The sequence below is a fragment of the Nostoc sp. JL31 genome (assembly GCF_017114965.1).
GTDB classification, from domain to species: domain Bacteria; phylum Cyanobacteriota; class Cyanobacteriia; order Cyanobacteriales; family Nostocaceae; genus Nostoc; species Nostoc punctiforme_A.
The window spans coordinates 20,198-44,644 of the sequence record NZ_JABXKO010000044.1; the positions used below are offsets into that span (position 1 = coordinate 20,198).

22 protein-coding genes are annotated in these 24,447 nt (G+C 42.4%); 13 read left to right on the forward strand and 9 right to left on the reverse strand.

The window, feature by feature from the left end:
• Positions 1-28: 28 nt before the first annotated feature.
• Together HWQ43_RS10330 and HWQ43_RS10335 are read left to right on the forward strand one after the other, a co-directional pair.
• The gene (locus tag HWQ43_RS10330) at positions 29-1,714 is read left to right on the forward strand and encodes an ATP-binding protein (protein ID WP_292732678.1); all 1,686 of its coding nucleotides are present in this window, start codon (positions 29-31) and stop codon (positions 1,712-1,714) included.
• 224 nt (positions 1,715-1,938) lie between these two features.
• A complete protein-coding gene (locus HWQ43_RS10335) occupies positions 1,939-3,420 on the forward strand; it encodes a HAMP domain-containing sensor histidine kinase (RefSeq protein WP_292732680.1) in 1,482 nt (493 codons plus the stop codon).
• 265 nt (positions 3,421-3,685) lie between these two features.
• Here the strand turns inward: HWQ43_RS10335 and HWQ43_RS10340 are convergent, their stop codons facing one another.
• From HWQ43_RS10340 to HWQ43_RS10355, 4 genes are all read right to left on the reverse strand, one after another.
• Positions 3,686-4,927, reverse strand: coding sequence for a M20 family metallopeptidase (locus HWQ43_RS10340; protein ID WP_292732682.1), 1,242 nt, complete (start codon positions 4,925-4,927; stop codon positions 3,686-3,688).
• Between the two features lie 230 nt (positions 4,928-5,157).
• A complete protein-coding gene (locus tag HWQ43_RS10345) occupies positions 5,158-5,904 on the reverse strand; it encodes a phycoerythrobilin:ferredoxin oxidoreductase (RefSeq protein ID WP_292732684.1) in 747 nt (248 codons plus the stop codon).
• A 71-nt stretch (positions 5,905-5,975) separates the two neighbouring features.
• The gene (locus tag HWQ43_RS10350; RefSeq protein ID WP_292732685.1) at positions 5,976-6,710 is read right to left on the reverse strand and encodes a 15,16-dihydrobiliverdin:ferredoxin oxidoreductase; all 735 of its coding nucleotides are present in this window, start codon (positions 6,708-6,710) and stop codon (positions 5,976-5,978) included.
• Between the two features lie 205 nt (positions 6,711-6,915).
• Entirely contained in the window at positions 6,916-7,494 is a 579-nt protein-coding gene (locus HWQ43_RS10355) for a phycobiliprotein lyase (RefSeq protein WP_292732687.1), read from the reverse strand.
• Positions 7,495-7,608: 114 nt separating this feature from the next.
• On the opposite strand from HWQ43_RS10355, the gene HWQ43_RS10360 reads away from it, so the two are divergent.
• A complete protein-coding gene (locus HWQ43_RS10360; RefSeq protein ID WP_292732689.1) occupies positions 7,609-8,448 on the forward strand; it encodes a pentapeptide repeat-containing protein in 840 nt (279 codons plus the stop codon).
• Between the two features lie 99 nt (positions 8,449-8,547).
• Here HWQ43_RS10360 and HWQ43_RS10365 read toward each other — a convergent pair whose 3' ends face one another.
• Positions 8,548-9,210: a HEAT repeat domain-containing protein gene (locus tag HWQ43_RS10365; protein WP_292732691.1), complete on the reverse strand. Its 663-nt coding sequence runs from the start codon at positions 9,208-9,210 to the stop codon at positions 8,548-8,550.
• A 179-nt stretch (positions 9,211-9,389) separates the two neighbouring features.
• On the opposite strand from HWQ43_RS10365, the gene HWQ43_RS10370 reads away from it, so the two are divergent.
• The 7 genes from HWQ43_RS10370 (at position 9,390) to HWQ43_RS10400 (ending at position 15,980) form a co-directional block, all read left to right on the forward strand.
• A complete protein-coding gene (locus tag HWQ43_RS10370) occupies positions 9,390-9,968 on the forward strand; it encodes a phycobilisome protein (RefSeq protein ID WP_292732692.1) in 579 nt (192 codons plus the stop codon).
• 584 nt (positions 9,969-10,552) lie between these two features.
• The gene (locus HWQ43_RS10375; protein ID WP_292732693.1) at positions 10,553-11,416 is read left to right on the forward strand and encodes a phycobilisome linker polypeptide; all 864 of its coding nucleotides are present in this window, start codon (positions 10,553-10,555) and stop codon (positions 11,414-11,416) included.
• A 455-nt stretch (positions 11,417-11,871) separates the two neighbouring features.
• Positions 11,872-12,630, forward strand: a complete 759-nt coding sequence (locus HWQ43_RS10380) for a phycobilisome rod-core linker polypeptide (RefSeq protein WP_292732695.1) — start codon at positions 11,872-11,874, stop codon at positions 12,628-12,630.
• A 262-nt stretch (positions 12,631-12,892) separates the two neighbouring features.
• Positions 12,893-13,429: a phycobiliprotein lyase gene (locus tag HWQ43_RS10385; protein ID WP_292732697.1), complete on the forward strand. Its 537-nt coding sequence runs from the start codon at positions 12,893-12,895 to the stop codon at positions 13,427-13,429.
• A 99-nt stretch (positions 13,430-13,528) separates the two neighbouring features.
• Entirely contained in the window at positions 13,529-14,158 is a 630-nt protein-coding gene (locus HWQ43_RS10390; RefSeq protein ID WP_334703284.1) for a chromophore lyase CpcT/CpeT, read from the forward strand.
• Positions 14,152-14,490 (forward strand): CpeR family transcriptional regulator, encoded by a 339-nt coding sequence (locus HWQ43_RS10395; RefSeq protein WP_289798821.1) that lies wholly within the window; start codon positions 14,152-14,154, stop codon positions 14,488-14,490. The genes HWQ43_RS10390 and HWQ43_RS10395 overlap by 7 nt, the downstream gene beginning before the upstream one ends.
• 482 nt (positions 14,491-14,972) lie before the next feature.
• Complete coding sequence (locus tag HWQ43_RS10400; RefSeq protein WP_292732700.1) at positions 14,973-15,980, forward strand: phycobilisome rod-core linker polypeptide; 1,008 nt, start codon at positions 14,973-14,975, stop codon at positions 15,978-15,980.
• 231 nt (positions 15,981-16,211) lie between these two features.
• On the opposite strand, the gene HWQ43_RS10405 is transcribed toward HWQ43_RS10400, so the two are convergent.
• Positions 16,212-16,877, reverse strand: a complete 666-nt coding sequence (locus tag HWQ43_RS10405) for a glutathione S-transferase family protein (RefSeq protein WP_292732702.1) — start codon at positions 16,875-16,877, stop codon at positions 16,212-16,214.
• A gap of 281 nt (positions 16,878-17,158) precedes the next feature.
• On the opposite strand from HWQ43_RS10405, the gene HWQ43_RS10410 reads away from it, so the two are divergent.
• Positions 17,159-18,073, forward strand: a complete 915-nt coding sequence (locus HWQ43_RS10410) for a M23 family metallopeptidase (RefSeq protein WP_292732703.1) — start codon at positions 17,159-17,161, stop codon at positions 18,071-18,073.
• Between the two features lie 253 nt (positions 18,074-18,326).
• On the opposite strand, the gene HWQ43_RS10415 is transcribed toward HWQ43_RS10410, so the two are convergent.
• Both HWQ43_RS10415 and HWQ43_RS10420 read right to left on the reverse strand, forming a co-directional pair.
• Complete coding sequence (locus HWQ43_RS10415) at positions 18,327-19,181, reverse strand: cyanophycinase (protein WP_292732822.1); 855 nt, start codon at positions 19,179-19,181, stop codon at positions 18,327-18,329.
• Between the two features lie 425 nt (positions 19,182-19,606).
• Complete coding sequence (locus HWQ43_RS10420; RefSeq protein ID WP_292732705.1) at positions 19,607-19,810, reverse strand: hypothetical protein; 204 nt, start codon at positions 19,808-19,810, stop codon at positions 19,607-19,609.
• Positions 19,811-20,141: 331 nt separating this feature from the next.
• Between HWQ43_RS10420 and HWQ43_RS10425 the strand changes: the two genes are divergently transcribed.
• Together HWQ43_RS10425 and HWQ43_RS10430 are read left to right on the forward strand one after the other, a co-directional pair.
• A complete protein-coding gene (locus tag HWQ43_RS10425; RefSeq protein ID WP_292732707.1) occupies positions 20,142-22,049 on the forward strand; it encodes an acetate--CoA ligase family protein in 1,908 nt (635 codons plus the stop codon).
• 213 nt (positions 22,050-22,262) lie between these two features.
• Positions 22,263-22,853, forward strand: coding sequence for a thioredoxin family protein (locus HWQ43_RS10430; protein WP_292732709.1), 591 nt, complete (start codon positions 22,263-22,265; stop codon positions 22,851-22,853).
• A gap of 53 nt (positions 22,854-22,906) precedes the next feature.
• Here the strand turns inward: HWQ43_RS10430 and HWQ43_RS10435 are convergent, their stop codons facing one another.
• Positions 22,907-24,022 (reverse strand): sensor domain-containing diguanylate cyclase, encoded by a 1,116-nt coding sequence (locus HWQ43_RS10435; RefSeq protein WP_292732711.1) that lies wholly within the window; start codon positions 24,020-24,022, stop codon positions 22,907-22,909.
• Positions 24,023-24,447: the final 425 nt, after the last annotated feature.

A 24,447-nucleotide genomic window follows, 5' to 3' on the forward strand; every position in this document is an offset into this window, starting at 1 on the left:
AGTCAACACTTGAGGTTTTGAGCTAGGAATGAAAATTAGTCAAAAATTAATTTTGGGTACTCTAGGAATGGCTACTCTCTCAGGAATTATTGGTGCGATTAGTGCTAATCAACAATTGAATATAGCTAAGTATCTTGCTCAACAAGAAGCCGAAGAAGTTGCTGGACTACTGGGATATTTTGTCAGTTACGATCTTGAAAAGCACGAAATGCGATCGCAAGATCAGATGCTAGCCCATCTGCAAGAGCATGTTCAATCGCTACACAAGCAACGTCAGCGCGATTTGGAGATTGTAGACCGCAATAAAATCATTCTGGCAGATGTAGTTGCGGAAGATATCGGTACGCGATTAGATCACGATCGCAATAATGAAGTTGGTCAAACTATTCAAGATGGGATACCCAGAACCTATATTGAGACGAGTCCTGAATACCCAAATGGAATTCACTTGATTGCTGTTGCTTTTAAAACTAGCAAGGGTGAAACAATGGGTGCAGTAATTTTGGAGTACACACCACTTTATAAAGCAGCACTAGCAATAGCCCATAAAAATATTTTTGTCACGTCTGTCATCAGTTCGGGATGTGGTATCTTTGCATTATTAGTAGGTTATCTGGTGTCCAAAACGATCTCAAAACCGATTAAAAAACTCCAGCAAGCTGTGATGAATGTGGCTGAAGGTAAGCTGGATACCAGAGTTAATATTTGCTCTCACGATGAGATTGGCGAGTTAGCTACCTCGTTCAACAAAATGGCAGACGATCTCCAATATTCTAGAGGTGAGTTGGTCAATGCTAACGAACAATTACGAGACAAAATTAGCGAGCGCCTAAAGGCAGAAGCAGAACTTCAACAAGTTCTGAAAGACCTGAAAAAAACCCAAATGCAATTAATTCAATCGGAAAAAATGTCGAGTCTGGGTCAACTAGTGGCGGGAGTTGCCCATGAAATCAACAATCCAGTTAATTTTATCTACGGCAACCTGCAACACACTGATGATTACACTCAACAGTTGCTGCTGTTAATTAAGCTTTATCAAAATTATTATCCTAACCCAGAGCCAGAAATTAAAAATGCTAACGCAGAAGCAGATATTGAATACCTAACAGAAGATTTGCCTAAGATGTTAACCTCAATGAAGATGGGGGCTAAACGCATTCGGGAAATTGTTCTCAGTCTCCGAATTTTCTCTCGTTTGGATGAAGCTGAGTTCAAAACGGCTGATCTCCATGAAGGAATCGACAGTACTCTGTTAATTTTGCAACACCGTCTAAAGCTACAAAATAATCGCCCTGAAATTAAAGTGGTTAAAGAATATGGTGCAATACCTCAAATCCAGTGTTTTGCAGGGCAACTGAATCAGGTATTTATGAACCTCTTGGCAAATGCAATCGATGCTTTAGAAGATTGTTTCCAAAAAGAACTTTGTCCAAATCCCTTGATTCGCATTTCTTCTGAACAGGTAAATGAAAATGTAATTATTCGGATTGCTGATAATGGAGTAGGAATTCCCCAAGAAATCCAGTCGCGTTTATTTGACCCTTTTTTCACCACGAAAGCAGTTGGGAAGGGGACTGGCATGGGTCTATCAATAAGTTACCAGATAATTACTGACAAGCATGGTGGATCTTTGCAATGTATTTCATCACCGGGACAAGGTGCAGAGTTTGTAATTACAATCCCAATTCGAGTAGCGAAAGCAGCACAATCATAGTCGGCGATCGCCACGCCTATCGGTAAAAGTCAGTGCCAATGTTTTTCAGCCCCTAAGTGCGTACGCGTAGCCCGTCGTAGACATCGCAGTTAGAGGGGAATTTCCCCTGAATTGTTCGGTTCTACCACTGTCACCAGTATACAAATAGCTATAACCTCTTAGATAGTAGTGAAATGTCTAACTTAGACGCTGTTAGTCGCTCTTGAATTAAGGGGTGAAAGCCTGTGTACCAATGGATATTGCCAAGCCTGAGCGAAATCTTGGCTGAAAATCAATCAAGTGTGGCAGAATGTTCACCTGCTAAAGCAGAGCAGCAGTGGCGTATCAGCCTCGCAGCGACAGAACATTTGCTATTAAATACTTTAGCAGACCCTTCAGTTAACACAACCCAAGGATTAGTTTTAACTGCACCAGCACCCTTATTTAGTCAACCAAAATTGACTCAAAGTTTACAAACAGTAACTTTTACAGCAAAACCATTTAACCCCTTGGCGCTGATGCCATTTCAGATGCCGGGTGCAATCGCGTCTGTAAATGAAGAGATTGCTCCCCATGAATCGGTACTTCCTTTACTACCTGCCGATCCTCTAGGTGCAGAACAGTTTTGCTTAGTTTTTACAGATAAATTTAGATTAGTGCTGGTTTTAGCAACCCACAAAAACGGTAAAAAAACCTTTTCATTTTCTTTTGAGCCAGAGATAGTGCAGCAGGCTTGGCGATCGCTAGGGGCACGGGTAATGCTGGCTAATCCAGAGTTCTTCGCTCGCTTGGACGCATTAGTAGAACAATATTCTCCGGTAGCACCAGACTACCGCATGATGATTCACTTTAGCCAGTTGTTGCTTCAAGAATTAACAGAACCAGAAGAGACTAGAGACTCTTTACTAGGGACTGGGGAAGAAGTAGGGGAGCAGGGGAGCAGAGGAGCAGTGGAGCAGGGGAGAAGAGTTTTCCCCAATCCCCAATCCCCAAATCCTGATGTAGAATTGCTCCAAGCCTTTGCTCACGAAGTTCGCACACCTTTAACAACTATTCGCACCATGACTCGTCTGCTATTAAAGCGGCGAGACTTAGATGCTAGCGTCATCAATCGCTTAAAAATTATCGATCACGAGTGTACCGAGCAAATTGACCGTATGGAATTGCTGTTTAAGGCCGCAGAACTAGAAACTACTGCCTCAGCAAAATCGTCAAAGACTCAACTCACACCGATGTCTTTAGATCAAGTGTTGCAGCAGAGTATTCCTCGTTGGGAACAAGCTGCGCATCGGCGGAACTTAACTTTAAATGTTGTTTTACCCCAACAATTACCAACAGTGGTAAGCAATCCCACCATGTTGGATCAGGTTCTCACTGGTTTGATGGAAAATTTTACTCGCAGCTTACCCGCTGGCAGCCATATTCAAGTACAAGTTATCCCAGCTGGAGATCAACTGAAGTTACAATTATCGCCTGAATTCCGGTGCAAAGATTCAAATAAAGCCACTACATCTGCAACACCACCAATTCGCAAGGCTCTAGGTCAACTACTAATGTTCCAACCAGAAACAGGTACGATTAGTTTGAATATCGCTGCAACCAAGCATTTGTTTCAGGCGATCGGTGGCAAACTAATTGTGCGTCAACGTCCACACTATGGGGAAGTGATGACGATTTTCCTGCCTTTAGAAGTTAGCACTAAACAGAAACCAATAGTTACGAATTAGAGATATAGCCATCCTAAATGAGATTGTCAAAATTTTTGTTATGGTCGTCCTTGGTCATTTGTTCTTTGTCATTGGTGACTATAAAGCAATACAGTTCAGTTAAGCATTTCTTTCTTCTCTTTGCATCCTTCTCTTCGAGACGCTGCGCGAAGGCGTCCTTCTCCCAAGGGGAGACGCTAACGCGAAGGCGGTTCGTTAAAAAAATTGACTTTTACAAAGAGTTTTAGGCTTAACTGAACCGTATTGGACTATAAATGACAAATGATTAATGACATGAAACAAAGTACTTTTCCACGCATCTAACAAATATTTCCACACCCATTACCAAGGCGGTTTCGTCAAAATCAAACCGAGGATGATGATGGGGATATGCTAAGTCTTTCGCGGGATTAGCAGAACCGAGAAAAAAATAACAACCAGGAACCTCTTCTAAGAAAAATGACATATCTTCAGCAGCCATAGTTTGGCATTCTGGCACAATACCCACAGGAGTTTCTACCACTTCTTCTGCTACAGATCGCACTAGTTCTGCTATTTTAATATCATTAATTACTGGTGGATAAAGTGACCAATATTCTAAGTCATAATTTGCACCATGACTCTGACAAATTCCAGCAATAATTTGCTCGACACGCTGGTTAAAAAAGCCTTTCAAACTAGGATTAAAATACCTGACAGTAGCACTCATTCTCGCTGTATCAGCAATTACATTGCGTTTAGTTCCAGCGTGAAGTTCTCCCACTGTCACTACTGCTGAATCAATGGGATTAACATTCCGAGCGACAATAGTTTGCAAGGCATTTACAACTTGGGCGGCAACAACAACGGAATCAACAGTTTGATGGGGTAGTGCGCCATGTCCACCTTTACCCAAAATTGTGCAGTTAAAGCATTCCACAGCTGCCATCAATGCGCCAGCCCGCACACCCACTGTTCCTAAAGGCAAATTATTCCACAAGTGCAAACCAATAATCGCGTCAACATCAGGATTTTTCAGTACTCCAGCTTCAATCATCGGCTTTGCGCCTCCTGGTGATTCTTCCGCTGGCTGAAAGATAATTTTCACAACACCAGAGAAGTCTTGGCGATGCTGCTGGAGATAATAAGCTGTACCTAAAGCGATCGCTGTATGTCCATCATGTCCACAAGCGTGCATCACTCCATCATGCTGCGATTTGTACGGCACTTCGTTGAGTTCTTGGATTGGCAAAGCATCCATATCCGCGCGAATCGCTAAAACTTTTGGATTTTGGATTGTTTCTGAAACTTCCCCTTTTCCTTTGATGGTGGCAACAATGCCAGTGTGGGCAATGCCAGTTTGATGCTCAATTCCCCATTCTTGCAGCTTTTGTGATACAAACTCAGCAGTCAGTTTTTCTTGAAAGCCCAACTCTGGTTGTTGATGCAATCGCCGCCGCCACTCTACTAATTGCGGTTGCAATGAGCGGATGGAAAGTCGGATGCGAGATAGATCAACCGAAGAAGGATTGGGAAAGGTGGAAACCATTATGAAGACAAACTAGTTTAAGTACAGCTAATACCAATTTGAAAAAGAATGCAACATATTATAAGATTCGTCGCCAAACCTTCCCAAGGCATCGGGGTAGGTGCGCATCAGTGGATCATGTCGCAAAAATTTTTTGAATTGGTATTACTGAGATTATTTTCCTAGTTTAACGTGACTTAGATAAGTCTTCAGTAACGAGGTACTCAGCACTGAGTGCGGTCAAAGAGCCTCTAGTTGATGGCTGTTAATTTTCTTTCTAGGTCAAATAAAAAGCCGTGGATATACTCTTCAGTCCATTCGGCACCATAGAAGCGTTTAAACATTCCTCGTGCTGGGTCTTTTTCAGCCCGATATCGCAGGTATCGCAGTTGGGCTTGCTCAATGGCTACTAAATTTTGGGAATCTGTTACAGGTTCTGCCTGCTCTACGAAATCGAGATAAGATTTCAAATAGTCTTTGAAAGCAGCAAACACCTGAGTTTCTACTACAGCCGTTTCTTGGGGGCGAGTCCACAAAAAAGCAGGAGAGAAAAAAGGCTGTGCTTCTTCGGGAAAATCTCCTCCCCAAGATAGATGTTGTTGATGGGTGTGGAAAATGGGCAGAATTGGTTCGGTATATTTCGCCTGATATGCTAAATCATCCCGAAATAGCGGCTGCATATCCAAAGCAATTAGATGTCCTCCTGGCAATGTCACCAAATCTGCCCCAAAAAAGGGCAAATCGTAGTTGAGGCGGGGAAAAATCACAAAATTCAGCACTTGCAGCGAATTACCACCTTGCACGTGAGCTGCACGAATTTGCCGCAATTTTGCAGTTTGAAAGGCATAACTGGTGGTGACAACCTCTTCCTGATTCTTTCCCTTGCCCACAACAGCACTTTTAGACTCAAATCCAGCGGGGATAGGATAGGGCTGTAAATCCAAACGCGATCGCATATAGGCGATCGCATAATCGAGAAATGGTTGATAAAGCGTCACTTCGCTTCGCTCCAAATTCAAAATTCAAAATTCAAAATTAATAATCCCCAATGCCCCATACCCAATGATGGTTATCTTTTGCTGCCACTAACTGCTAGGGGGACAGCATCTTCAAATAAGAATTCATAGAGAAAGCGCTCTGCCCATTCATGACCAAAGTAGCTGCTAAACAAACCAGATGCGGGATCGCGGTCTGCACTATATTGGTCATAGTCTTTTTGGGCTTTGATAATCCGCTGGATATCTTCAGGGTCTTGGAGCGGTTTGGCATCTCCTAACATTTGCCAATACAAGTTTAAATAATCTTGAAAAGCTTCAAAGACTCGCGTTGATACTGTTTCAGGATCGGTTTTGGCAAACAATAGGTATTTAGAAAAATACTGGTTGGCATCGTAAAACTTCATTTCTAAGTTTTGCGCCAAATCTGGGTATTTATCATGGAGAGATTTCAGCGGAACTATATATTTTTTTTGATAATCTTCATCCTGAAACAAAGGCTGAAAATCAAGCACAATTAGATTTTTGACTTTGCCAAAGGATAAAAAATCAATCCCTAACAGAGGTAGATCGTAGTGATTACTCGGATAAACCACGCTGTTAAAAATTTGGGCACTTTCCCCAGCATCAATATAGGTATAGCGAATTTTCCGCAACTCTTGAGATTGGTAACACCAACTGCGAATAGTTGCTGGGTTTCTGCCGCGATCGCTAACTTTGAATTCCAAACCAGGGGGAATGACCCTACTTTGTAAATCAAACCGCTGAAATAGCTCTTTTTCTAAAAATTCCAGGAAAGGCTTATACATGGAGCATGATTTGTTAACCCTTGCATGAAAATAAGTTATGGCAATCATGCACGTCTCATTTATGAGAAACAAAGCAACATTCCTTAATGGGGCATTGGGAATTGGGCATTGGGCATTGGTATGAGTTTAGTAATATCCCCTATCCCCTATTCCCTATTCCCTATTCCCTATTCCCTATTCCCTATTCCCTATTCCCCATTCCCCACTAACGCCTAGCATGATTGCGACCGATCATTTGCTCCAAAACTCCTTGGGAAACACAGCGACGCTCGGAACAATAAGTCATCAAGTTGATTCCGTTCATCATTCGTACTGTACTGACTCTGACACGAAAATCATCCGTAACAAACCAACAACGTTCCTGACCTTGATTGTTGTCATAGTCAGTATCAATTGTCAGCACTCCATCATCAGCAAACCGATATCGGCTCACAACTGGAATACTCTCAACATAGCCTTGGTTGCGAATCAGTTTTCCAGAACGCCTCGTTTCGTCGGGAACATCAACCAAAATCGCAGCATTATCGGTATTCGGTAGCCTGGTATCTAGGTTAGCCTGCCATGCAAAGCTAGCACCGCTTGTTGCTTTACTAGGATCTATCCCTTGGGCTTTACAAACTTCTTGGACTTTCGGATCGTCATTTCCCATGACTTTAATAATCAAATTTGACTCCCCCGACTCATCCGCCGCCGAGTCAAAATGATGAACGGCGCGTTCCGTAAACCATATACCCTCACTTTTACGGAAGAAGTCGATCATTGTCAAAGGCGGTATTATATGCATCTGTTTTGAAACCTCGTTTTATCAAATTTTGGCGTTATTAATACTAGTGATGAGATGAAGTCCCGATTTAGCTAAAGTGTAGAATAACTCCAAAAGTGATATTTTAATCAGCTGATGACAAATAGTGAAATTCAACTTATTACAAGCGATCGCCCCAGTCCAACTCCAGAAATCTTAACAGCCCTCAAAAAAGGAATCCCTGTGGTTTCGGTAGAGTTGTACCAATTTAATCTAAAGGAAGTCGATTTCCGACAAGCTAACTTGAGTAAAGCCAAGCTATTAGGAGCCGACCTCAGTGAGGTGATATTAAGTAATGTCGATTTGAGTGGTGCAGATTTGCGAGGCGCTAATCTGCGAGGAGCCGATTTGAGTGGGGCTAATTTGCAGGGAGCCTATTTAAACCGTGCTGACCTCCAACAAGCAAATCTCAGTGGCGCAAATTTGGAGGGAGCCAAACTCCAAATAGCGCGTTATGATTCACAAACGAAATGGCCCGAAGAATATAACTACAAAGCTTCGGGAGCGGTAGGACCGGGTGCTAATCTCAATGGTGCTTTTCTGAATACAGCTTCTTTACGAAATGCAGATTTACAAGGTGCTAATCTGCGTGGAGCCTATCTGAGTGGCGCTGACTTGACAGGAGCCAATTTGCAAGGCGCTTATTTGAGTGGTGCTGATTTGACAAAAGCTTATTTGACAGGGGCTTGCTTACGAAATGCTCGATTGACTGGAGCCGATTTGCGGGATACAGACCTGCGAGCGACCGATCTCAGGGATGCAGAGATGGAGCATCTTCTCAGTATCGCTGGGGCAGATTTTACTCTTGCTCAAGGACTTACAGAAGCAACTAAAGCCATGCTTTCTAGCCGTCCATATTCAGAACTTGATGTTTGGAACGCCTATACGCGCACAACAACTCGTGAGAGTTTGAGTGCTTCACCAATACAGTCCTGAGTAATGTTAGCGGTAGCGGGGCGTTTAGCCCGTGCTGAGTTGTGAGTTCAAAGTTATGATTTTGATCGCAATAATTGCATTGCGAACAAACTCACACCGCTATTGTGGCAACAAGTCTTCTAAAGCAGCTCCAACAACTCGGTGATCTTCATCCTGTCTGAGTTGATTTAGGGCTGCTTTAGCTTGCGGCTCATCAAATCGTTTGAGGGCATAGCTAACTCGCACCCGCATTCGCCAAGATTCATCATTCACCAACCTTAGTATTTGAGATAATGCCGCAGTATGTTGGCTAGAATCAGCCAGTAAGCCAAGTGCATCAACAGAAGATTCCTGAACTGTGAAATCTTCATCTTTTAAACCCTGAACGCATATATCAAATAGTTCTTCAGGGCAATCCATTTCAGCGATCGCAGCCAAAATGCTCCGCCTAACTAGCCAGTGGTCATCCTGATAATATGCCAAAACTAGATGAGAAACTGCAACTCTGCCAAATAGCGATAACGAATTTGCCGCCTCAGCCCGCACGTTGGGAGTATCATCAAATTTCATAATTTGCATCAAAGCTGCAAAAGATTCCGCTGATTGTTGATTACCCAAACCCCTAGCCACAAAAGAACGCACTAGAAATTCTGAGTCACGAAGTTTACTGGTGAGCAGAGGAACTGCAACTTCTGATTCATAACCATTGAGGGCAGCGATCGCCTTCAAACGATGGTGAAAATCTGGGTTCTTCAGTTCAGCTTGGATTTTATGGATTTCCATAAGTGCATTTGGTACAGCTATTCTTTATTTTAGGGCATTGGGCATTGGGCATTGGAAAAGAAGAGGCAGGAGACAGAAGTTCTTTAATTTTGAATTAATTTGTCCCCCTTGTCCCCCTTGTCCCCAGCCCAAAGCCCAATCCCCAATCCCCAATGCCCCATGCCCTATCCCCTAAATCAATGACTCAATTAAGCGAAACCGTTAAAGAATTAATAGCCAAAGCTAGAATTGTCAGCTTTGCTGGGTGGGAACAGTCCCATCCAAAAGAAGCGATCGCTATATTTCAAGCTGCGGATGATGCTTTTCGCTACCTAAGCGATGAAGATTTATTGCAGATTAAAACCTTGTCACCCGATAATTCTGAGTTGATTCCTGTTGCTCAATTGTTACGCGATCGCGCAGCCGAAATCGTTGATGAATCTAGGGAAGAAGTTTTGGCAACTTATCCCGAAATTATCCAACCTGGAGGCGGTCTTTATCCAGCTGAACGCGCCCAAGCTTGCTGGCGAGATTTTTGGCATTTTCTTCGCTGTATTACCTATGGCATCGCAGGTGGCCACACTGAATATACAAATTCCACAGGACTGCACTATATGAATTTGCTCTATCAGGAATTACAAGTTCCATTGGATGCAATGGTTTTAGGCTTAAAAAGCATCAAGGCTGCTAGTTTGAAACGCTGCCAAGGCGATCGGCAGCAAATTGCTCCCTATTTTGACCATTTAATCAGCCAACTGGCTACTTTCCAAATTCGATAATTGAAGAAGAATTCAGAATTTAGAATTCAGGAGTCAGAATAACTCTCGTGGAGTCTTGTCGTACCTCTACAGGAAAGCAAGCTACGCGCAGTCTCTGGTAGAGAAGTGTCTCACAGAATTCAATTCTGAATTCTGTTAGCGCAGCCCATTCTGACTACTGAATTCTGTTTTATTACGCTAAAGCTCTGACTAAGAGACAATATTAATTAATTTTACATTGCGTAATATAGTTGCATTTATTCATGCCCACTTATTGAGATAAATTTGAGCGACTCAGCCCGATTAATACTCTGGCTCAAGGGAATGGGATAGTACCATCACTTGTATCCCAATCGCAAATTCAATACTAAAAAAAAGCTAAAACTTTTTGAAACTATTATTTAACTTAACAAATTTTAATAAATATGGTTTCGGCATCGTATCAGAATATGTAAGGACAAATGATGCAAAAACTTAAAATCATCACGACTAATAAGGATTTAAAGTCTCTATGTCCTCTCCTTTGTCACAATGATGTAAAGTTTTTTAACATCTGCTGAATATCCTTCTCATAAAATTTAGTTGTTAACTGGGAGATAGTTTGAATGGCTTTTGGACCAGCATCACGATTAGGGGTCGCTCTGTTTGAAGACACCGATCCCATTGATCTGTGGCCAAGTCGCTCTAATGAGGAAGTTGAAACCGTAATTAGAACTGTCTACAAGCAAGTTCTAGGCAATGCTTATGTAATGGAAAGTGAGCGGCTTTCCATTGCTGAATCCCAACTCAAACGGGGTGAAATTTGCGTTCGCGGGTTTGTGCGTCAAGTAGGGAAGTCAGAACTTTACCGTTCGCGGTTTTTTGATAGCACCCCTCGCTATCGGGCGATTGAATTAAATTTCAGACATTTCCTTGGTCGTGCGCCATTGGATCTAGAAGAAACGCGTATACATAGCACTATTCTGGATACAAAGGGCTTTGAGGCTGAGATAGATTCCTATCTAGACAGCGACGAATACCAAGAAACTTTTGGGGAAAACATTGTGCCTTATATTCGGGGCTACAAAACCGAAGCTATCCAGGGTTTGGTTCAGTTTACCCACTTATTCCAACTGGTACGTGGTTCCTCTAGCAGCAGCTTGAAAGGTGACTTAGCTGGCAAACAACCAAAATTAAACAGTCTGCTAATTCAAAGCACGCCTACTCCTGTGGTTTCACCAGCCAGTAAGGGTGCTGCATTCCGCAACCCAACATCTACTCCGAGGACTCGTCAAGGTGTGGGATCTGGTGATGATGGTAAGGTATACCGGATTGAAGTGACTGGCTACAAGGCAAATGTGGTAAATAGCATTTCCAAATTTCGCCGCAGTAACCAAGTCTTTTTCGTGCCATACAATAAGCTTTCACAAGAGTATCAGCGAATTCACCAGCAGGGCGGTGCGATCGCCAGTATTACCCCTGTCAACTAAAGAATAGAAATAGGGGATTTAGAGATTAGGGGCTGGGAAATAATTCCGCTGTACTCAGTTTCTAGCCTTTCAATCCCCAGTGTTAATCATTCTATGATTTACACAGAACTACACACGCTCAAGGGCAATACTCTGCAAAAAGCCGCTTTGCGTAGCTTGCTTCTACCTAGAAGTATGCAGATACATAAAATTGCCTTACTTGAAAAGAATGATTTTCGGCTATTTTTTGCGTAAATCCAGATCGCTTAAAAGTTAGCCAAAGCGATCGCTAATCTGGGGTTTGACCAATTCTGTTGTCAGTTGTCAAAAACGAAGATATTTAACACACTTTCACAAACTAAAGTTTTACAAAAGCTAGTCAGTAGCAAAAATAACTGACAACTGATGGGAAATTCTACCCCTTGTAGAGGTAGGATGCTCGGAAATTTAATTAGCGTTTTTCAGGAGATACTTCAATGTCACTTTGGGCTATTGATTCACCTAGTGTTGAACTCCGTCCGAACACCAGCGAAAGTGAATTACAAACACTGATTCGGGCAGTTTACAAACAGGTTTTGGGTAATGCTCACTTGTTGGAAAGTGAGCGACTAGCCAGTGCTGAATCGCAATTGCGCGATCGCAAAATCAGCGTCCGTGAATTCGTCAACACCGTTGCCAAATCAGAACTTTATCAATCCCTGTTTTTCAACTCTTCTTCTCAGTATCGGTTCATCGAACTGAACTTCAAACATCTACTAGGGCGTCCTCCTGCCGATCAGGCAGAAATTTCCGAACACGTCCGCATCTACAACGAACAGGGCTATGATGCTGAGATCGAATCCTATATCGATAGCAACGAATATCAGCAGAATTTTGGCGAGAATATTGTTCCATATATTCGCAGCACCAGCTCCCAAATCGGAATTAAGAATGTTACCTTTAACCGCACCTTTAGCTTAGTCAGAGGATTCGCTAGCAGTGATAGCGATCGCAAAGCCAAACTGATCGGCGATATTGGTTCTAATTTACCCACATCCATCAAGGCTCCCGCCGCTGGTTCTAGTGTTAGCAGCACCGATAAACGCTTCCTGATTAAAGCTGTCAAAGGTGTAGGTAATCTCCGCACTCGTCTGGGCAACCTCGAATATATAGTTAACTACAACCAACTGTCTGGACAAGTGCAAAACATTCATCGCACAGGCGGCAAAATTATCAGTATCACTGAAGTTGCTTAGATTTGTCTAAGTAAGGGAGTAGGGACAAGAAGACAAGGGGACAAAAGAAAACTCCTAATTCCTAACTCTTGTACAGACGCGATTAATCGCGTCTGTACTCCTAACTCCTAACTCAGCACGGGCTAAACGCCCCGCTACCGCTAACAGCAGTCTCAAATGCAGTTGTGGTCAAGCAGGCTAACATATAGACTAGGAGAATAACTTTCTTTTTTACCAAGATATCTCTTGGACTTTAAGCTACTTTTTTAAAATCACTTTTCTAATGGAAATTACTGAATTTTTTGAACTTTCGATTGGACGATGGCGATCGCAGCGTAGCGCTCATCATTTAGCATTCGCCCACTTTGAAGAAGTATTGTCTAACATTGAAATTGAGTCTTTATCCACCAACGATCCAGCAGTGGTGGCAATCTGTCAATTGTATGACACTGAACTAACCCGTATCACTCAACCCTTTCGGATGACTTGGGAAGGTGAGTCAGACTGGGACGATAAACCAATCTCTGGCAGTACTGTACTAGTACCAATTCCCGATGTCGAAAATCCTTCTAGAGGAAAACTCCTGCGGGATAAGGGATACGCTGAAACAATTCCAGCAGTGGCTAAATATCATCTGAGTGACGATGGTATTTTCACCCTTTTAACAGAGTATGAACTCGCTGCGGCTGAGGAGCGAATTTGGTTTGCTAACCCAAATCTTCGATTTCGGGTAGCAATGATTAAAACCAGTGATGGTAAAGGGGTGACAACAGCTTCCTTTTCTTCAGAAATTCGCTCTTTGTCAAGTTCAACAAGTTAGCAATATCAGGTTAAAACATAAAAAGGATACAAGCTCCTAAATTTATTTATGGGGATTGTAATGTCTGAAATTTGAATTTTGAATTTGGAGCGAAGCGACGTGACGATAGCGCCCAGCGAATCTAGCACCAACGCTAGCGATTTGCTCACCTTATCCTGTTGGATGGCAGGAGATTTTAGCAACTACCAGCAATCTTTTGCAAATCCGCAACTTTACGCCCACATTCACATTTATTTTCGTCCTTTACCATTGGAATTTTTTTCTGGTATCGGTTTTTATTCTGAACAAGCTTATGACCACGATTTATGGACACCCTATCGTCAAGGAGTACATCGACTAGTAAATTGGGGCGATCGCATCTATATCGAAAATTACAGCTTGAAAGATCCTATGCTTTATGCAGGTGCAGCTCGTGAATTAGATATCCTCAAAACCATTACCCCAGAAAGCATCGAACGGCGTTATCACTGTTCAATGGTTTTCCAGCGAGAAGGTGAAATGTTTCGAGGCAGTGTGGAACCAGGCAATCAATGTCTGATTCAACGCAATGGATGCCAGACATATCTTGTTAGCGAAGTAGAAATAACCGAGCGTACTTGGATAAGTCTAGATAAAGGTATGGATATTGAAACCCATAAACAAATATGGGGATCTACCGCTGGGCCATTGCAATTTGAAAAACGGGAAAGTTTTGCTGATGAATTACCTGCGGTGAGCGCATTATGTTGATTCAGCTTGAATCTGTTAAAACCAAAATGTTGCCTCCACTGGCTGAAAAAAAGATGCGCTGCTGGATTCGCAGCCGCCATTTGATTTGTTCGGGTAATTTTTTTATATTCGAGACATTAGAATATACAACGATTGAGAGATTCTCTGAATGCGTTGCTTCTTTAGGAGGGACAGTAATATCCGTTGACCCCATTAATAAAATCTGGATGGGCGATCATCGCCAAGTTATTTTATATCAGGCAAAAGCTAGTTTACATACACCTCATCATACTTTGAAACAATACTGGATAAAATACGGTGGTTTCTACACTAGATTTGATGAGCGTGCTTGAGAGTTACTATCCTGCGGAAATTATTCTGACAGACATCTATACTCCAATTCAAAATTAAGTTCTGAATTTTAAATACTCCCCAAGGGGGTTGACGGCTAATTGTTAATGTCTAGTTGCTAATTATCGATCGTGATTAGCTATTAGTTATTAACAGTTAGCCGTCTAAGTTTGTTAGAAAATGTAACTAAAAAGCTCCCCGAAACTTGATAAGTTAATATCAATAACCAGTAATTAATAAATATTAAGTAGGGTGTGTTATGGCTTTAACCTAACCCACCATTTTATCTAGTAGTGCGTTAGACGCTTTGATTTGTATTTTCGTGACAAATCATCTCGAAATATGCATCTAACATAATATCCTCTTGAGTGCGCTGGTTCACCAGTTGCTACAACTTTAGAAACCAAAGCCAAGCACTAGCTCCCTACAGAAATTTTATTTTTACTTTACAAATTAGCCACTCTTACCCACACAGAACCCAAGTATGCAGACCTTCATAGACGACGAAACCAGACGACGCCAATATCAAGCATTTCCCCAAACAGAACCCATCGAACTGTGGACTACTGCTTCAGCTGATGACATTGAAATTGTCATTCGGGCAGTTTATCGGCAAGTGTTGGGTAATGCCTACATCATGGAAAGTGAGCGGCTCATAGTTCCAGAATCCCAACTCAAGCAAGGCATAATCGATGTCCGTGAGTTTGTGCGTCAGGTTGCCAAATCAGAGTTATATCGCTCTAGATTTTTTGATAACGTTTACCGCTACCGGGCAATTGAACTGAACTTTAAGCACCTACTCGGCCGCGCTCCCGATGACTACTCCGAGACGATATATCACAGCAACATTTTAGATGAGAAAGGTTTTGAGGCGGATATTGATTCTTATCTTGATAGCGACGAGTATCTAGATGCCTTTGGTGAGAACATAGTGCCATATTACCGGGGTTATAAAACTCAAACGGGCAAAAAGATATTGGAATTTACCAATATGTTACAATTGGTGCGGAGCAATTCTAGCAGTGATAAGAATTTAGCAACGAATAATGAACCTCAACTGGTGCGATCGCTAATTACCAACGCTCCTTACGGTAGACAGAAACTCACGGATATTAGTGCATTGCTGGCTGAAATATTCAAGCCCAAGCCAGAAACTGCTGCTCCAGTTAATACCTTTATTGCAGCTCACGCAGCAGCCGAACAAAGCTTGCGGCAAAAGATTCAAGAGCAAGAAAGCCAGATTGCAACTTTGCAACAACAATTAGCAGACTTACGACCATTTGCCAGCATCGGCACAACAAAATTTAGTAGTAGTTGGCAGTCTTCCAGTTTACCCACCAGCACAGGTGAATATACATCTTTGCAACAGCAAGCTGACGCCCAAGAAAAACAGATTGCAGCTTTGCAAGAGCAAATTGCTGATTCCCGGCGGTCTGCCACAATTGGAGAAGCCCGATTGAATAAGTGGCGCAGTCGCGTTTTTAATGGCTAATTTCTCTAGTGTTTAGTTTTATCGGGTGAGTTAGGCAAGTTTAACTCACCCATTTTTTCACTACGAACAAATAAACTACTTTAACCTTAATTCGAGAAGCTGTTTGCAGGAAAGGGAGACAAAGCGTAGCTTTAGCGGGGTGGGGTTCTTCAGATTTAATAAGTAATTAAGGGGACAAGCTTCCGATGTAACACTATGGGCAATAGTGTTATATCTATACTTTTGCGCTAGTCAGCCAGTCGGTTGCTTGCCAGTGAAAACAGCTAATTGAGCGGCGAAAGCACGCTTGAAGGCGGGTCGCGCTTCGCCACGGGCGACATAGGTAGAGAGATTCGGATAGTCGTCCAGCATACCCGAGTCTTTCAACCTGAGCAGCACTTCCACCATCATAAGGTCGCCTGCGCTGAATGCGCCATCGAGCCAGTCGGCATCTCCAAGGTGACTGGAAAGTTCTAAGAGCCGGTTACAGATGCGACCTTCGACGACACGCAGGCGCTGCTCGTACCAGGCCTGATCACGCTCTAAGTACGTGGCGATTTCTCGATCAACGATTGGCGGCTCCATCGTGTTAAGTGCGGCAAACATCCATGCGATCGCTCGCGCTCGAGTATTCGCATCGTCTGGCAACAGCCCTGTATGGCGCTCCGCGATATGGAACACGATCGCCCCCGACTCGAACAGGGCGAGATCACCTGACTCATCGGTTGGAATTTGCCCGAAAGGATGAAGCGCACGGTGCGCGGGTTGCTTCATCTCACTGAACGAAACAAGACGAACGTTGTAAGGTTGGCCCACTTCTTCGAGCGCCCAGCGAACGCGCATGTCACGCGCCAGTCCCTTGCCGCCATCAGGCGACCGTTCAAAGGCGGTAATAGTGGGTGTCATTGTCAGGGTCATGGTGATTTCTCCTTTTGGTCCAATTTTCTGCTTTGGGTGTGTGTTCTGTCCGGCAAGAACAGCAACTCTAGATATCAGCATCAAAGCTGGCATTAAAAGCACCGGCGGAACTATCGCAAAAAGACAGATGTAACACTATTATCAATAGTGTTACATTTTGCGCTTGTCATGCTTTAGTCTAAACTCCAGTCACTAAAGATTTCCTGATATTTTCCGAGTAAGCTTGAAACAACAAATAATCAGAAAGTGTCTGAATTATTGTTCTAATAGACTTACAACTTATGAAAAAATCTATAGTTTATCGATACCGTACTTATGGACTAGTTGGGTTAATATCCTTAAGCGCTGTATTAACTACACCTACATCTGCCTTAACACAATTGGCAGGCGATTCCTCAATTGGGCAAACTCCTATCCCTGCTTCTAACTTAATCTGGCCAACGAAAGGGTTTATTTCTCAAGGCTTCCGCAAATATCAACATGAAGGCATTGATATTGCAGGGTCGTCTGGAACTCCTGTTGTTGCTGCGGCATCCGGTACAGTTCTTAAAGCAGGTTGGGATAATTGGGGATTAGGAAATGCCATAACTATTAAACATCTCGACGGCAGCATTACTGTTTATGGCCACAATCGCCGTTTGTTGGTGAGCAAAGGTGAACAGGTCATTCAAGGTCAAATTATTGCCGAGATGGGATCTACAGGCAATAGTACAGCACCTCATCTGCACTTTGAAGTTCATCCAAATGGTCGAATAGCAATTGACCCCCTTCGTTTGTTGACATCCGTAACTGCAAGTGTTGGCTCCGGTTCTAAAGTTCAGCAAGTGGATAACTCGAACCGCCCAATCTCACCATCCCCAGTAGCAAATCAAGTTTCAACTTCACAGCCAATTCCAATAGGTTTTGCACCAGTAAGCGTTGATACTAAATGCAATGGAATTACCATCATTGAAGGTGAGACTGCAAGCATTCGTGTAAAAGTCTGTGAAGAAAATGGTCAGTTATTTTATATTGGGCAATTGAAGCAAAACCCAAGCAAGCCTATAAAGATAACAGCTTTGAATATTGGTAAAAGTAGCTATCGAGCAGATAATGGGAGTTTTTATTATTTAGTCACTCCAGAAAAAGTGGAAGTTTGGCGAAATGGCAGTCAGATTCGTTCTGACAGTTTTTATAGTTTAACGAAATCGCCTTGATATTCTTCTTGATATCCCCTGCCTACCAAAGGTTGAGGCAGGGGTATTACAGCGATTAGTTGAAGAAGAATGCAGAATGCAGAAATCAGAATTCAGAATCAAGATGCTCTCTACGCGCCTCTTCTCCCAAAGCGAGAAGAGAAGGCTTTACGCTGCGCTATCTGCCAGTTGTACAGAATTCATTCTGACTTCTGACTCCTGACTCCTGAATTCTGTTCGATAAAACTTTCAGTTTAAATACACTTACTAAAAGTTAAGTGTTAACTGAAGCAAGTGGTTGAGAGCCATTTGGCACAGAGCCATTATTTAGGATAGGCTGACGAGTTTTCAGGTCAAATTTGAAGCCATGTGGCAAAATATGAAGCTTTGCTCCACAAATCGCCAAAGACTCATCCTTCAAAATTTCGCCCATATTGTTATATGTAGCTTCTGATTCATCAACAATCGTAACGGCACCTTCACCAATTACTTCAATTTGGTTATCTGTTACTACCATAGCGGTATTTTCGTCAATCCCAAATCCTAACACAGCAGGTTCTAGTATTAAAGCTGAAATTAAGCGTCCCAAGCGTCCACGCTGAGAAAAATGCTGGTCAATTACTACCCCTGGTAAAAATCCCATACCTGGGCCCATTTCAACAGTTTCAATCCGAGGATGTGTCTGCGAATCACCTTCCACAATCATTTTATCTGGCATCACAGCAGCTCCGGCACTTGTACCTGCGATCACTACGCCTTCAGAAAAGCGCTGGTGAATTGCCGCATCGATTTCGGTGTCCTTGAGGATGCTGGTAATACGAGCTTGATCTCCCCCTGTAAAAAATACCCCAGTTGCTTTCTTAATAGCTTCCAATGCAGTAGATGAAGATGCATCTTCACGGGTTTCTGTATCAATAATGCGAACAGTTTCAGCTCCCAGACGCTCAAACACTCTGATGTAATTTTCTCCTACTTCTCTTGGTAGTTCTGTTGCTGCTGTCAGAATTACAATATACGCCTTTGTACCCCCAGCGCGTCGTACAAAGTCCCGCAAAATTACAGAATCTCCCTCTTTATCTTCGGCTCCCCCAATAATTACTAACTGCCTTTTAATATTACTTTCCACCATCATGCCCCCTGGGATTTGAGTTAATAAATTTCACTAAAACATGACAATTCAATGTATCCAATCATCCCTTTGATAGATTACTTGATAAAAGTAGGATTAACATTTGCGTAGACGCATACCCCTACGGAGAAGCTACGCGGAGCGTCTGTCTGCGACACGCTGCGCGTTCGCGTAAGCGTCCCGCAGGGAACGTAGAGAAACGGCTTGTCGTTAAACGTTGCAATTAGACCAAACAAAATATTTTTCTGAAAAATTAGATAATTTTTCATTCACTAAATCAAATCTACAACGTCAACTGCCTCTAAAAATATTTTCTAGAGGCATTATTGGCTATATTGCTAATTGTCGATTGGAGATTTATCGTGCAATGTGAGTAATTGGTATCGACTTTAGCTAGATGGAATTTAGATATCTAATGACAACTCCTAATGAACCCGACTTCTATAAAGTAAGTTAGTTAAGAAAAACCGTGCTTGTTCTAGTGGGAGATGTCTGGGTTTGCCTTGGTAGACAATTTGATACTCATCTATGTCTGCCCCATCTCCATGTCCAGAGATCAGCTTTTGGTGAAAAGCTTCATCAGCAAGTTCTCGAATCTCATCTCTTAGAGCAGCTTGTGTGCTATTCATAACTTTGCTGTTTTTTTTATGCTGTCTTTTTAATGCCTCATATCTACTTATACAATTTGTTGGATGAGTGTTGCACCTTTCAAAAGTTATATCTTTGATTATTCATCAGGATGAATTGACTGTTCTTGATTTCTGGCAGCAGATTGGAGATTTAATTATGCCTTAAGATAGTTAAAAATGCTTAGTAATAGAGTTACCTTGGGTTCGGATTAGCTCAGTGGCAAAGCCATCACTCTCCAAAATTAACCTGAGCTAATCTACAATCAATAAGTCTGAGTAACCACAATTCAGCATTAAAATTTTAGGGTGTTTCGCCGAAGGTTCGTAATCAATGGTTCTACAAAAAAGCAGTGAATTAGTCCGCATTAATGCTAGAAGAACAGATGTATTCGATATTTTCAACTTCAAGCATTACCTTGGCCCCAACCCTTATTTAGATGTAGGGGCGCTAGTATTTAATTTTGCTCTAATTGACTCTAGAGAGCCTTTGCCCATTGAAGATTATATTGCCAAAATTGGCGATCGCTATCCAAATCTTCGTGATCAAACCTACGAATCTTATGCCCATCTCTTTGCCCAAGTTGTGTCCGAAACCGGAAAATTGGACATGGATTTACACCTTAACCGCTGGAGTGTGAAGCCATATCCAAATCTCACGCGAGTTAGCATACAATCACTACATGAACGCACAACTAGAGAGGTAGTTTACTTTGTTTGGGATTGGTTTGAAGCCATTACCCAAGACGAAGACTTTGCCTTTGATGAGCAGTTGGTGAAGTTACAAGATAGATTTCGCGCATCTGTCTACGGTGGCCCCACAGTTTACGCCTTATTGCGAACAGCTTATGAGAAAGGTATCCCTGCCTTTTATTTGTGGGAAGAAGGATTGATGCAATACGGCTTAGGAAAAAACCATGTCCGGGGCGTAGCAACAACATTTAACTGTGATAGCCATCTAGATTCGGAGTTTACTACCCGCAAAGATGATTGTAAGGCATTTTTGAAAACCTTGGGTTTCCCAGTGCCTGAAGGCAGTATTGTCTTTTCCGAGAAAGAAGCCTTGGCAGCAGCAAGAGAAATTGGCTACCCAGTGGCAGTTAAGCCAGTGGTAGGTCACAAAGGAATTGGCGTTACAGCTGATGTGCAAGACTCAAAAGAACTCATATCTGCTTATAATCGCTCAGTGGCAGCGATTCCCGAAAATCAGCAAACCCGAATAATTGTTGAGAAAAGCATCACAGGATCGGATTTTCGTATGTTGTGTGTCAATGGTCGATTCGTCGCCGCCACAGAACGCCGTCCAGCATCGGTTGTTGGTGATGGGTATTTAACGCTTGCAGAGTTAATTCGCCAAGAGAACCGCAAACCTGCACGTTTAGACACGCCAACCTCGCCGATGAGTAAAATTCAGATTGATGAAGCGATGGAACTCTACCTAGACGAACAGCGCTTATCATTAGACAGCGTGATTGAGAAAGGACGCACTGTCTACCTGCGTAAAGTCGCCAATCTTTCAGCCGGAGGTATGAGCATTGATGCAACCCCGACAGTTCATGATGACAACATTATCTTGGCGCAAGATATTGCCCAACATTTCCAACTGACTTGTCTGGGAATTGATGTTATCACCAAAAGTCTTGCAGAATCTTGGAAATCCAGTAACTTTGCTATCTTGGAAATCAATGCTGCACCAGGCGTTTTAATGCATCTTAAACCTTCTGTTGGTGAAAGCGTTGATGTACCTACTCATATTTTAGAAACCTTTTTTGAGTCGGGTACAGATGCCAGGATACCAATTATTACCTTTAACAAAATCTCAGTTGAAGAACTGCAAGCGACGATTGACCATATCCTTTTGCAACATCCCAATTGGACAATAGGTGCTGTTTGTCGTGATGCCGTTTTTGTGAATCGCTCGAAAAAAGTATTAAGCAAAGATTACAACACTAATGTTCAAACTTTGCTGCGTCATCCCAAACTTGATTTGCTAATTGCCGAGTACCCTGAAGGCATCCTCGAAGAACAGGGCGTATTTTACCAGAATAGTAATATCGTAGTTTTGGATAATCCCACCGAAACCGAGATGATTTTGGTGCGGGATGTTTTCGATGGTTCAACTGTGGTGATTAGAAAAGGCAACGATATTTCTATTCGTCGCAAAGGGTTAATTGAAGATTATACTTTGGGTGAAGATGAACCATTTACGCGGGTTTATTTGAAGGAAACTGGAGCTTTGTAAGTTAAGTAAATAGGCGCTTCGGGATTGGAAGCAGGGGAGCAGGGGGCCCAGGGGAGAAGTTAGCAGTAAGTCTTTCTTTGCCCTTTGCACCTCTGCCTCTTGTGCCCTATGCCCAATTCCTAGTTCAAGCTTCCAAAGCTGGAGAAATTAAAGAGTGGCTGGAGTCGGATAAACTAAAGAAGAAATTGCTTAATAAGTATTAATAATTCTGTTATGAGTACTGATTCACCTGTTAATTCTCCCGAAAAACCTGAATCCACATTCGGGAAGCGTCTGAGAAACTTCTTAATTGTAATGGTAGCGATCGCACTTAGCGTTTCCCTCGTCTTGGGATTGCGAACTGAAACAACCTCGGCAACTCTAGCCAAGTTAAGCGAGAATTCCACACCGTTAGAAGTAGCAATCAGTAACGGCAAACCATCTCTAGTCGAGTTTTATGCTGATTGGTGTACTGTCTGCCAGAAAATGGCACCAGATATTACTCAACTAGAAACAGAGTATGCTGACAAGATGAATTTTGTCATGCTGAATGTAGATAATACCAAGTGGCTGCCGGAAATGCTGAGATATCGAGTGGATGGAATTCCCCATTTTGTCTTTTTGAGTCAGCAGGGAGAAACCATCGCCCAAGCCATCGGCGATCAACCCCGGACGATTATGGCAAATAATTTAGAAGCTTTGGTTACTGGTTCGTCTCTCCCTTATGCTCAAGCTAGCGGCAAAGTTTCCAAATTTTCAGCCCCAGTAGCACCAACGACGAATCAAGATGATCCCCGCAGTCATGGCAGCCAGGTGGTAAATTAAAATAATTCGTAATTCGTAATTCGTAGTTAAAGAGTGTTATGTAATGGGATATTCTATGTAACAGATTGCCGCTTGAGCCGTTTTTGAGCATACATTAATTCGTCAGACCTAGCGATTAGTTGTTCTAGTGACATATTGCTGTCTGGTGAGTATCGCTCTATGCCGATACTCATCGAAAGTTTATAGCTACAGTTTTGCTGTTGATTAAAGTTGGCGATATTTGTTTGTAGACGCTCTTGGATACTATCAGCATCCTTGAAGTAGCTAGAGATGAAAACAATGAACTCATCCCCACCCAAGCGGGCAACAATATCTGAGTTCCGAAAAGTTTGCTTAAGTAATCGACCAGCATCAATAATCAAGGCATCTCCCATGTCATGACCAAGGGTGTCGTTAATCTGCTTTAGCCCATCTAAATCAATGAACATAACCCAGCAATACACTTTCATGCGGTAAGCAATTTTCAACTGCTGTGCAGCCATTAGGAAGAAAGCACGTCGGTTATGCAAACCTGTTAGTTCATCGGTCAGCAATAACTGTCTTCCTTCGATCTCTGCTTGTTTGCGGTTGCGAACTTCCTGAATGAGTTCCATTTGAGCGATCGCCTGACGACTTAGACGGCGCAGTGCATCTAACTGCTGGTAAGTTAGGTGATGAGGAATACTATCCAGAACACACAACGTCCCAATTGGAAAACCATCAGGCGTAATTAGAGGGACACCAGCATAAAAACGAATTTTGAGATTACCTTTGACTAAGGGATTGTTATTAAAGCGATCGTCTTTAATGGCGTTGGGAACCACTAATATATCTTCTGGTTGAAGAATGGCATGGGAGCAAAAAGACCCATCTCTGGGTGTTTCGCTACTTTTTATTCCAACCTTAGATTTAAACCATTCGCGATCGCTATCAACTAAAGTAATTAAAGCAATTGGAGTCTTACAAATATAGGCAGCAATAGCAGTTAGGTCATCAAAAGCTTGTTCGGGTAGGGTATCTAGAATATTGTAGCTCACCAGCGCTTTGAGCCTTTCTGCTTCATTATCAGGTAGAGTAACAACTTGAGTTTTCACAGATGAGTGTCTAAGCCTTAGCGAGGAAAGTCTGGAACGTTGTAAATTTTGGAACAACCGCAGCATTACCTTTCCAGCAACAAGGCTGCGTGACATTAACATTTCTGCAACGAAAATAAATATTCGGTTGAATATACAGAAATATTCTATTATATGATGTTCTTCATGCCTTTGGTTTGCTCTGTTATTCATGTCATCCTAACTTTACCTGTGCAAATTCCCTAAGTAAGTATGTAGACTTACAAAGTCTTTTGCCCAAAGCCAACTTGAAAAGTATCAATATCAACTAAAAATTATCAAAACTTATTGTATTGTTAGATTTATTCATCATTTATTAATATGTTTGATACTACTAATTTTTTATACGTACATAAGTTCCGAGCGAACATAGGGGCGCAAGACCTTGCGCCCCTATCAATGTAAAAATAATTTGGGATAATGTATTTTTTGTCAATCCCTTAGAAACAGATTCGCAGAACTGCTTCTCACAATTTGCTGGAGCGATCGCTTTTACAGCACAG

Coding starts and splice junctions, on each gene's coding strand:
- HWQ43_RS10370 (WP_292732692.1), top strand. CDS start 9,390: ATGACTCAATTAAGCGAAACCGTTAAAGAATTAATAGCCAAAGCTAGA.
- HWQ43_RS10420 (WP_292732705.1), bottom strand. CDS start 19,810: ATGAATAGCACACAAGCTGCTCTAAGAGATGAGATTCGAGAACTTGCT.
- HWQ43_RS10330 (WP_292732678.1), top strand. CDS start 29: ATGAAAATTAGTCAAAAATTAATTTTGGGTACTCTAGGAATGGCTACT.
- HWQ43_RS10375 (WP_292732693.1), top strand. CDS start 10,553: ATGGCTTTTGGACCAGCATCACGATTAGGGGTCGCTCTGTTTGAAGAC.
- HWQ43_RS10410 (WP_292732703.1), top strand. CDS start 17,159: ATGAAAAAATCTATAGTTTATCGATACCGTACTTATGGACTAGTTGGG.
- HWQ43_RS10385 (WP_292732697.1), top strand. CDS start 12,893: ATGGAAATTACTGAATTTTTTGAACTTTCGATTGGACGATGGCGATCG.
- HWQ43_RS10360 (WP_292732689.1), top strand. CDS start 7,609: ATGACAAATAGTGAAATTCAACTTATTACAAGCGATCGCCCCAGTCCA.
- HWQ43_RS10405 (WP_292732702.1), bottom strand. CDS start 16,877: ATGACCCTGACAATGACACCCACTATTACCGCCTTTGAACGGTCGCCT.
- HWQ43_RS10425 (WP_292732707.1), top strand. CDS start 20,142: ATGGTTCTACAAAAAAGCAGTGAATTAGTCCGCATTAATGCTAGAAGA.
- HWQ43_RS10355 (WP_292732687.1), bottom strand. CDS start 7,494: ATGCATATAATACCGCCTTTGACAATGATCGACTTCTTCCGTAAAAGT.
- HWQ43_RS10415 (WP_292732822.1), bottom strand. CDS start 19,181: ATGGTGGAAAGTAATATTAAAAGGCAGTTAGTAATTATTGGGGGAGCC.
- HWQ43_RS10430 (WP_292732709.1), top strand. CDS start 22,263: ATGAGTACTGATTCACCTGTTAATTCTCCCGAAAAACCTGAATCCACA.
- HWQ43_RS10395 (WP_289798821.1), top strand. CDS start 14,152: ATGTTGATTCAGCTTGAATCTGTTAAAACCAAAATGTTGCCTCCACTG.
- HWQ43_RS10400 (WP_292732700.1), top strand. CDS start 14,973: ATGCAGACCTTCATAGACGACGAAACCAGACGACGCCAATATCAAGCA.
- HWQ43_RS10380 (WP_292732695.1), top strand. CDS start 11,872: ATGTCACTTTGGGCTATTGATTCACCTAGTGTTGAACTCCGTCCGAAC.
- HWQ43_RS10350 (WP_292732685.1), bottom strand. CDS start 6,710: ATGTATAAGCCTTTCCTGGAATTTTTAGAAAAAGAGCTATTTCAGCGG.
- HWQ43_RS10435 (WP_292732711.1), bottom strand. CDS start 24,022: ATGTCACGCAGCCTTGTTGCTGGAAAGGTAATGCTGCGGTTGTTCCAA.
- HWQ43_RS10365 (WP_292732691.1), bottom strand. CDS start 9,210: ATGGAAATCCATAAAATCCAAGCTGAACTGAAGAACCCAGATTTTCAC.
- HWQ43_RS10340 (WP_292732682.1), bottom strand. CDS start 4,927: ATGGTTTCCACCTTTCCCAATCCTTCTTCGGTTGATCTATCTCGCATC.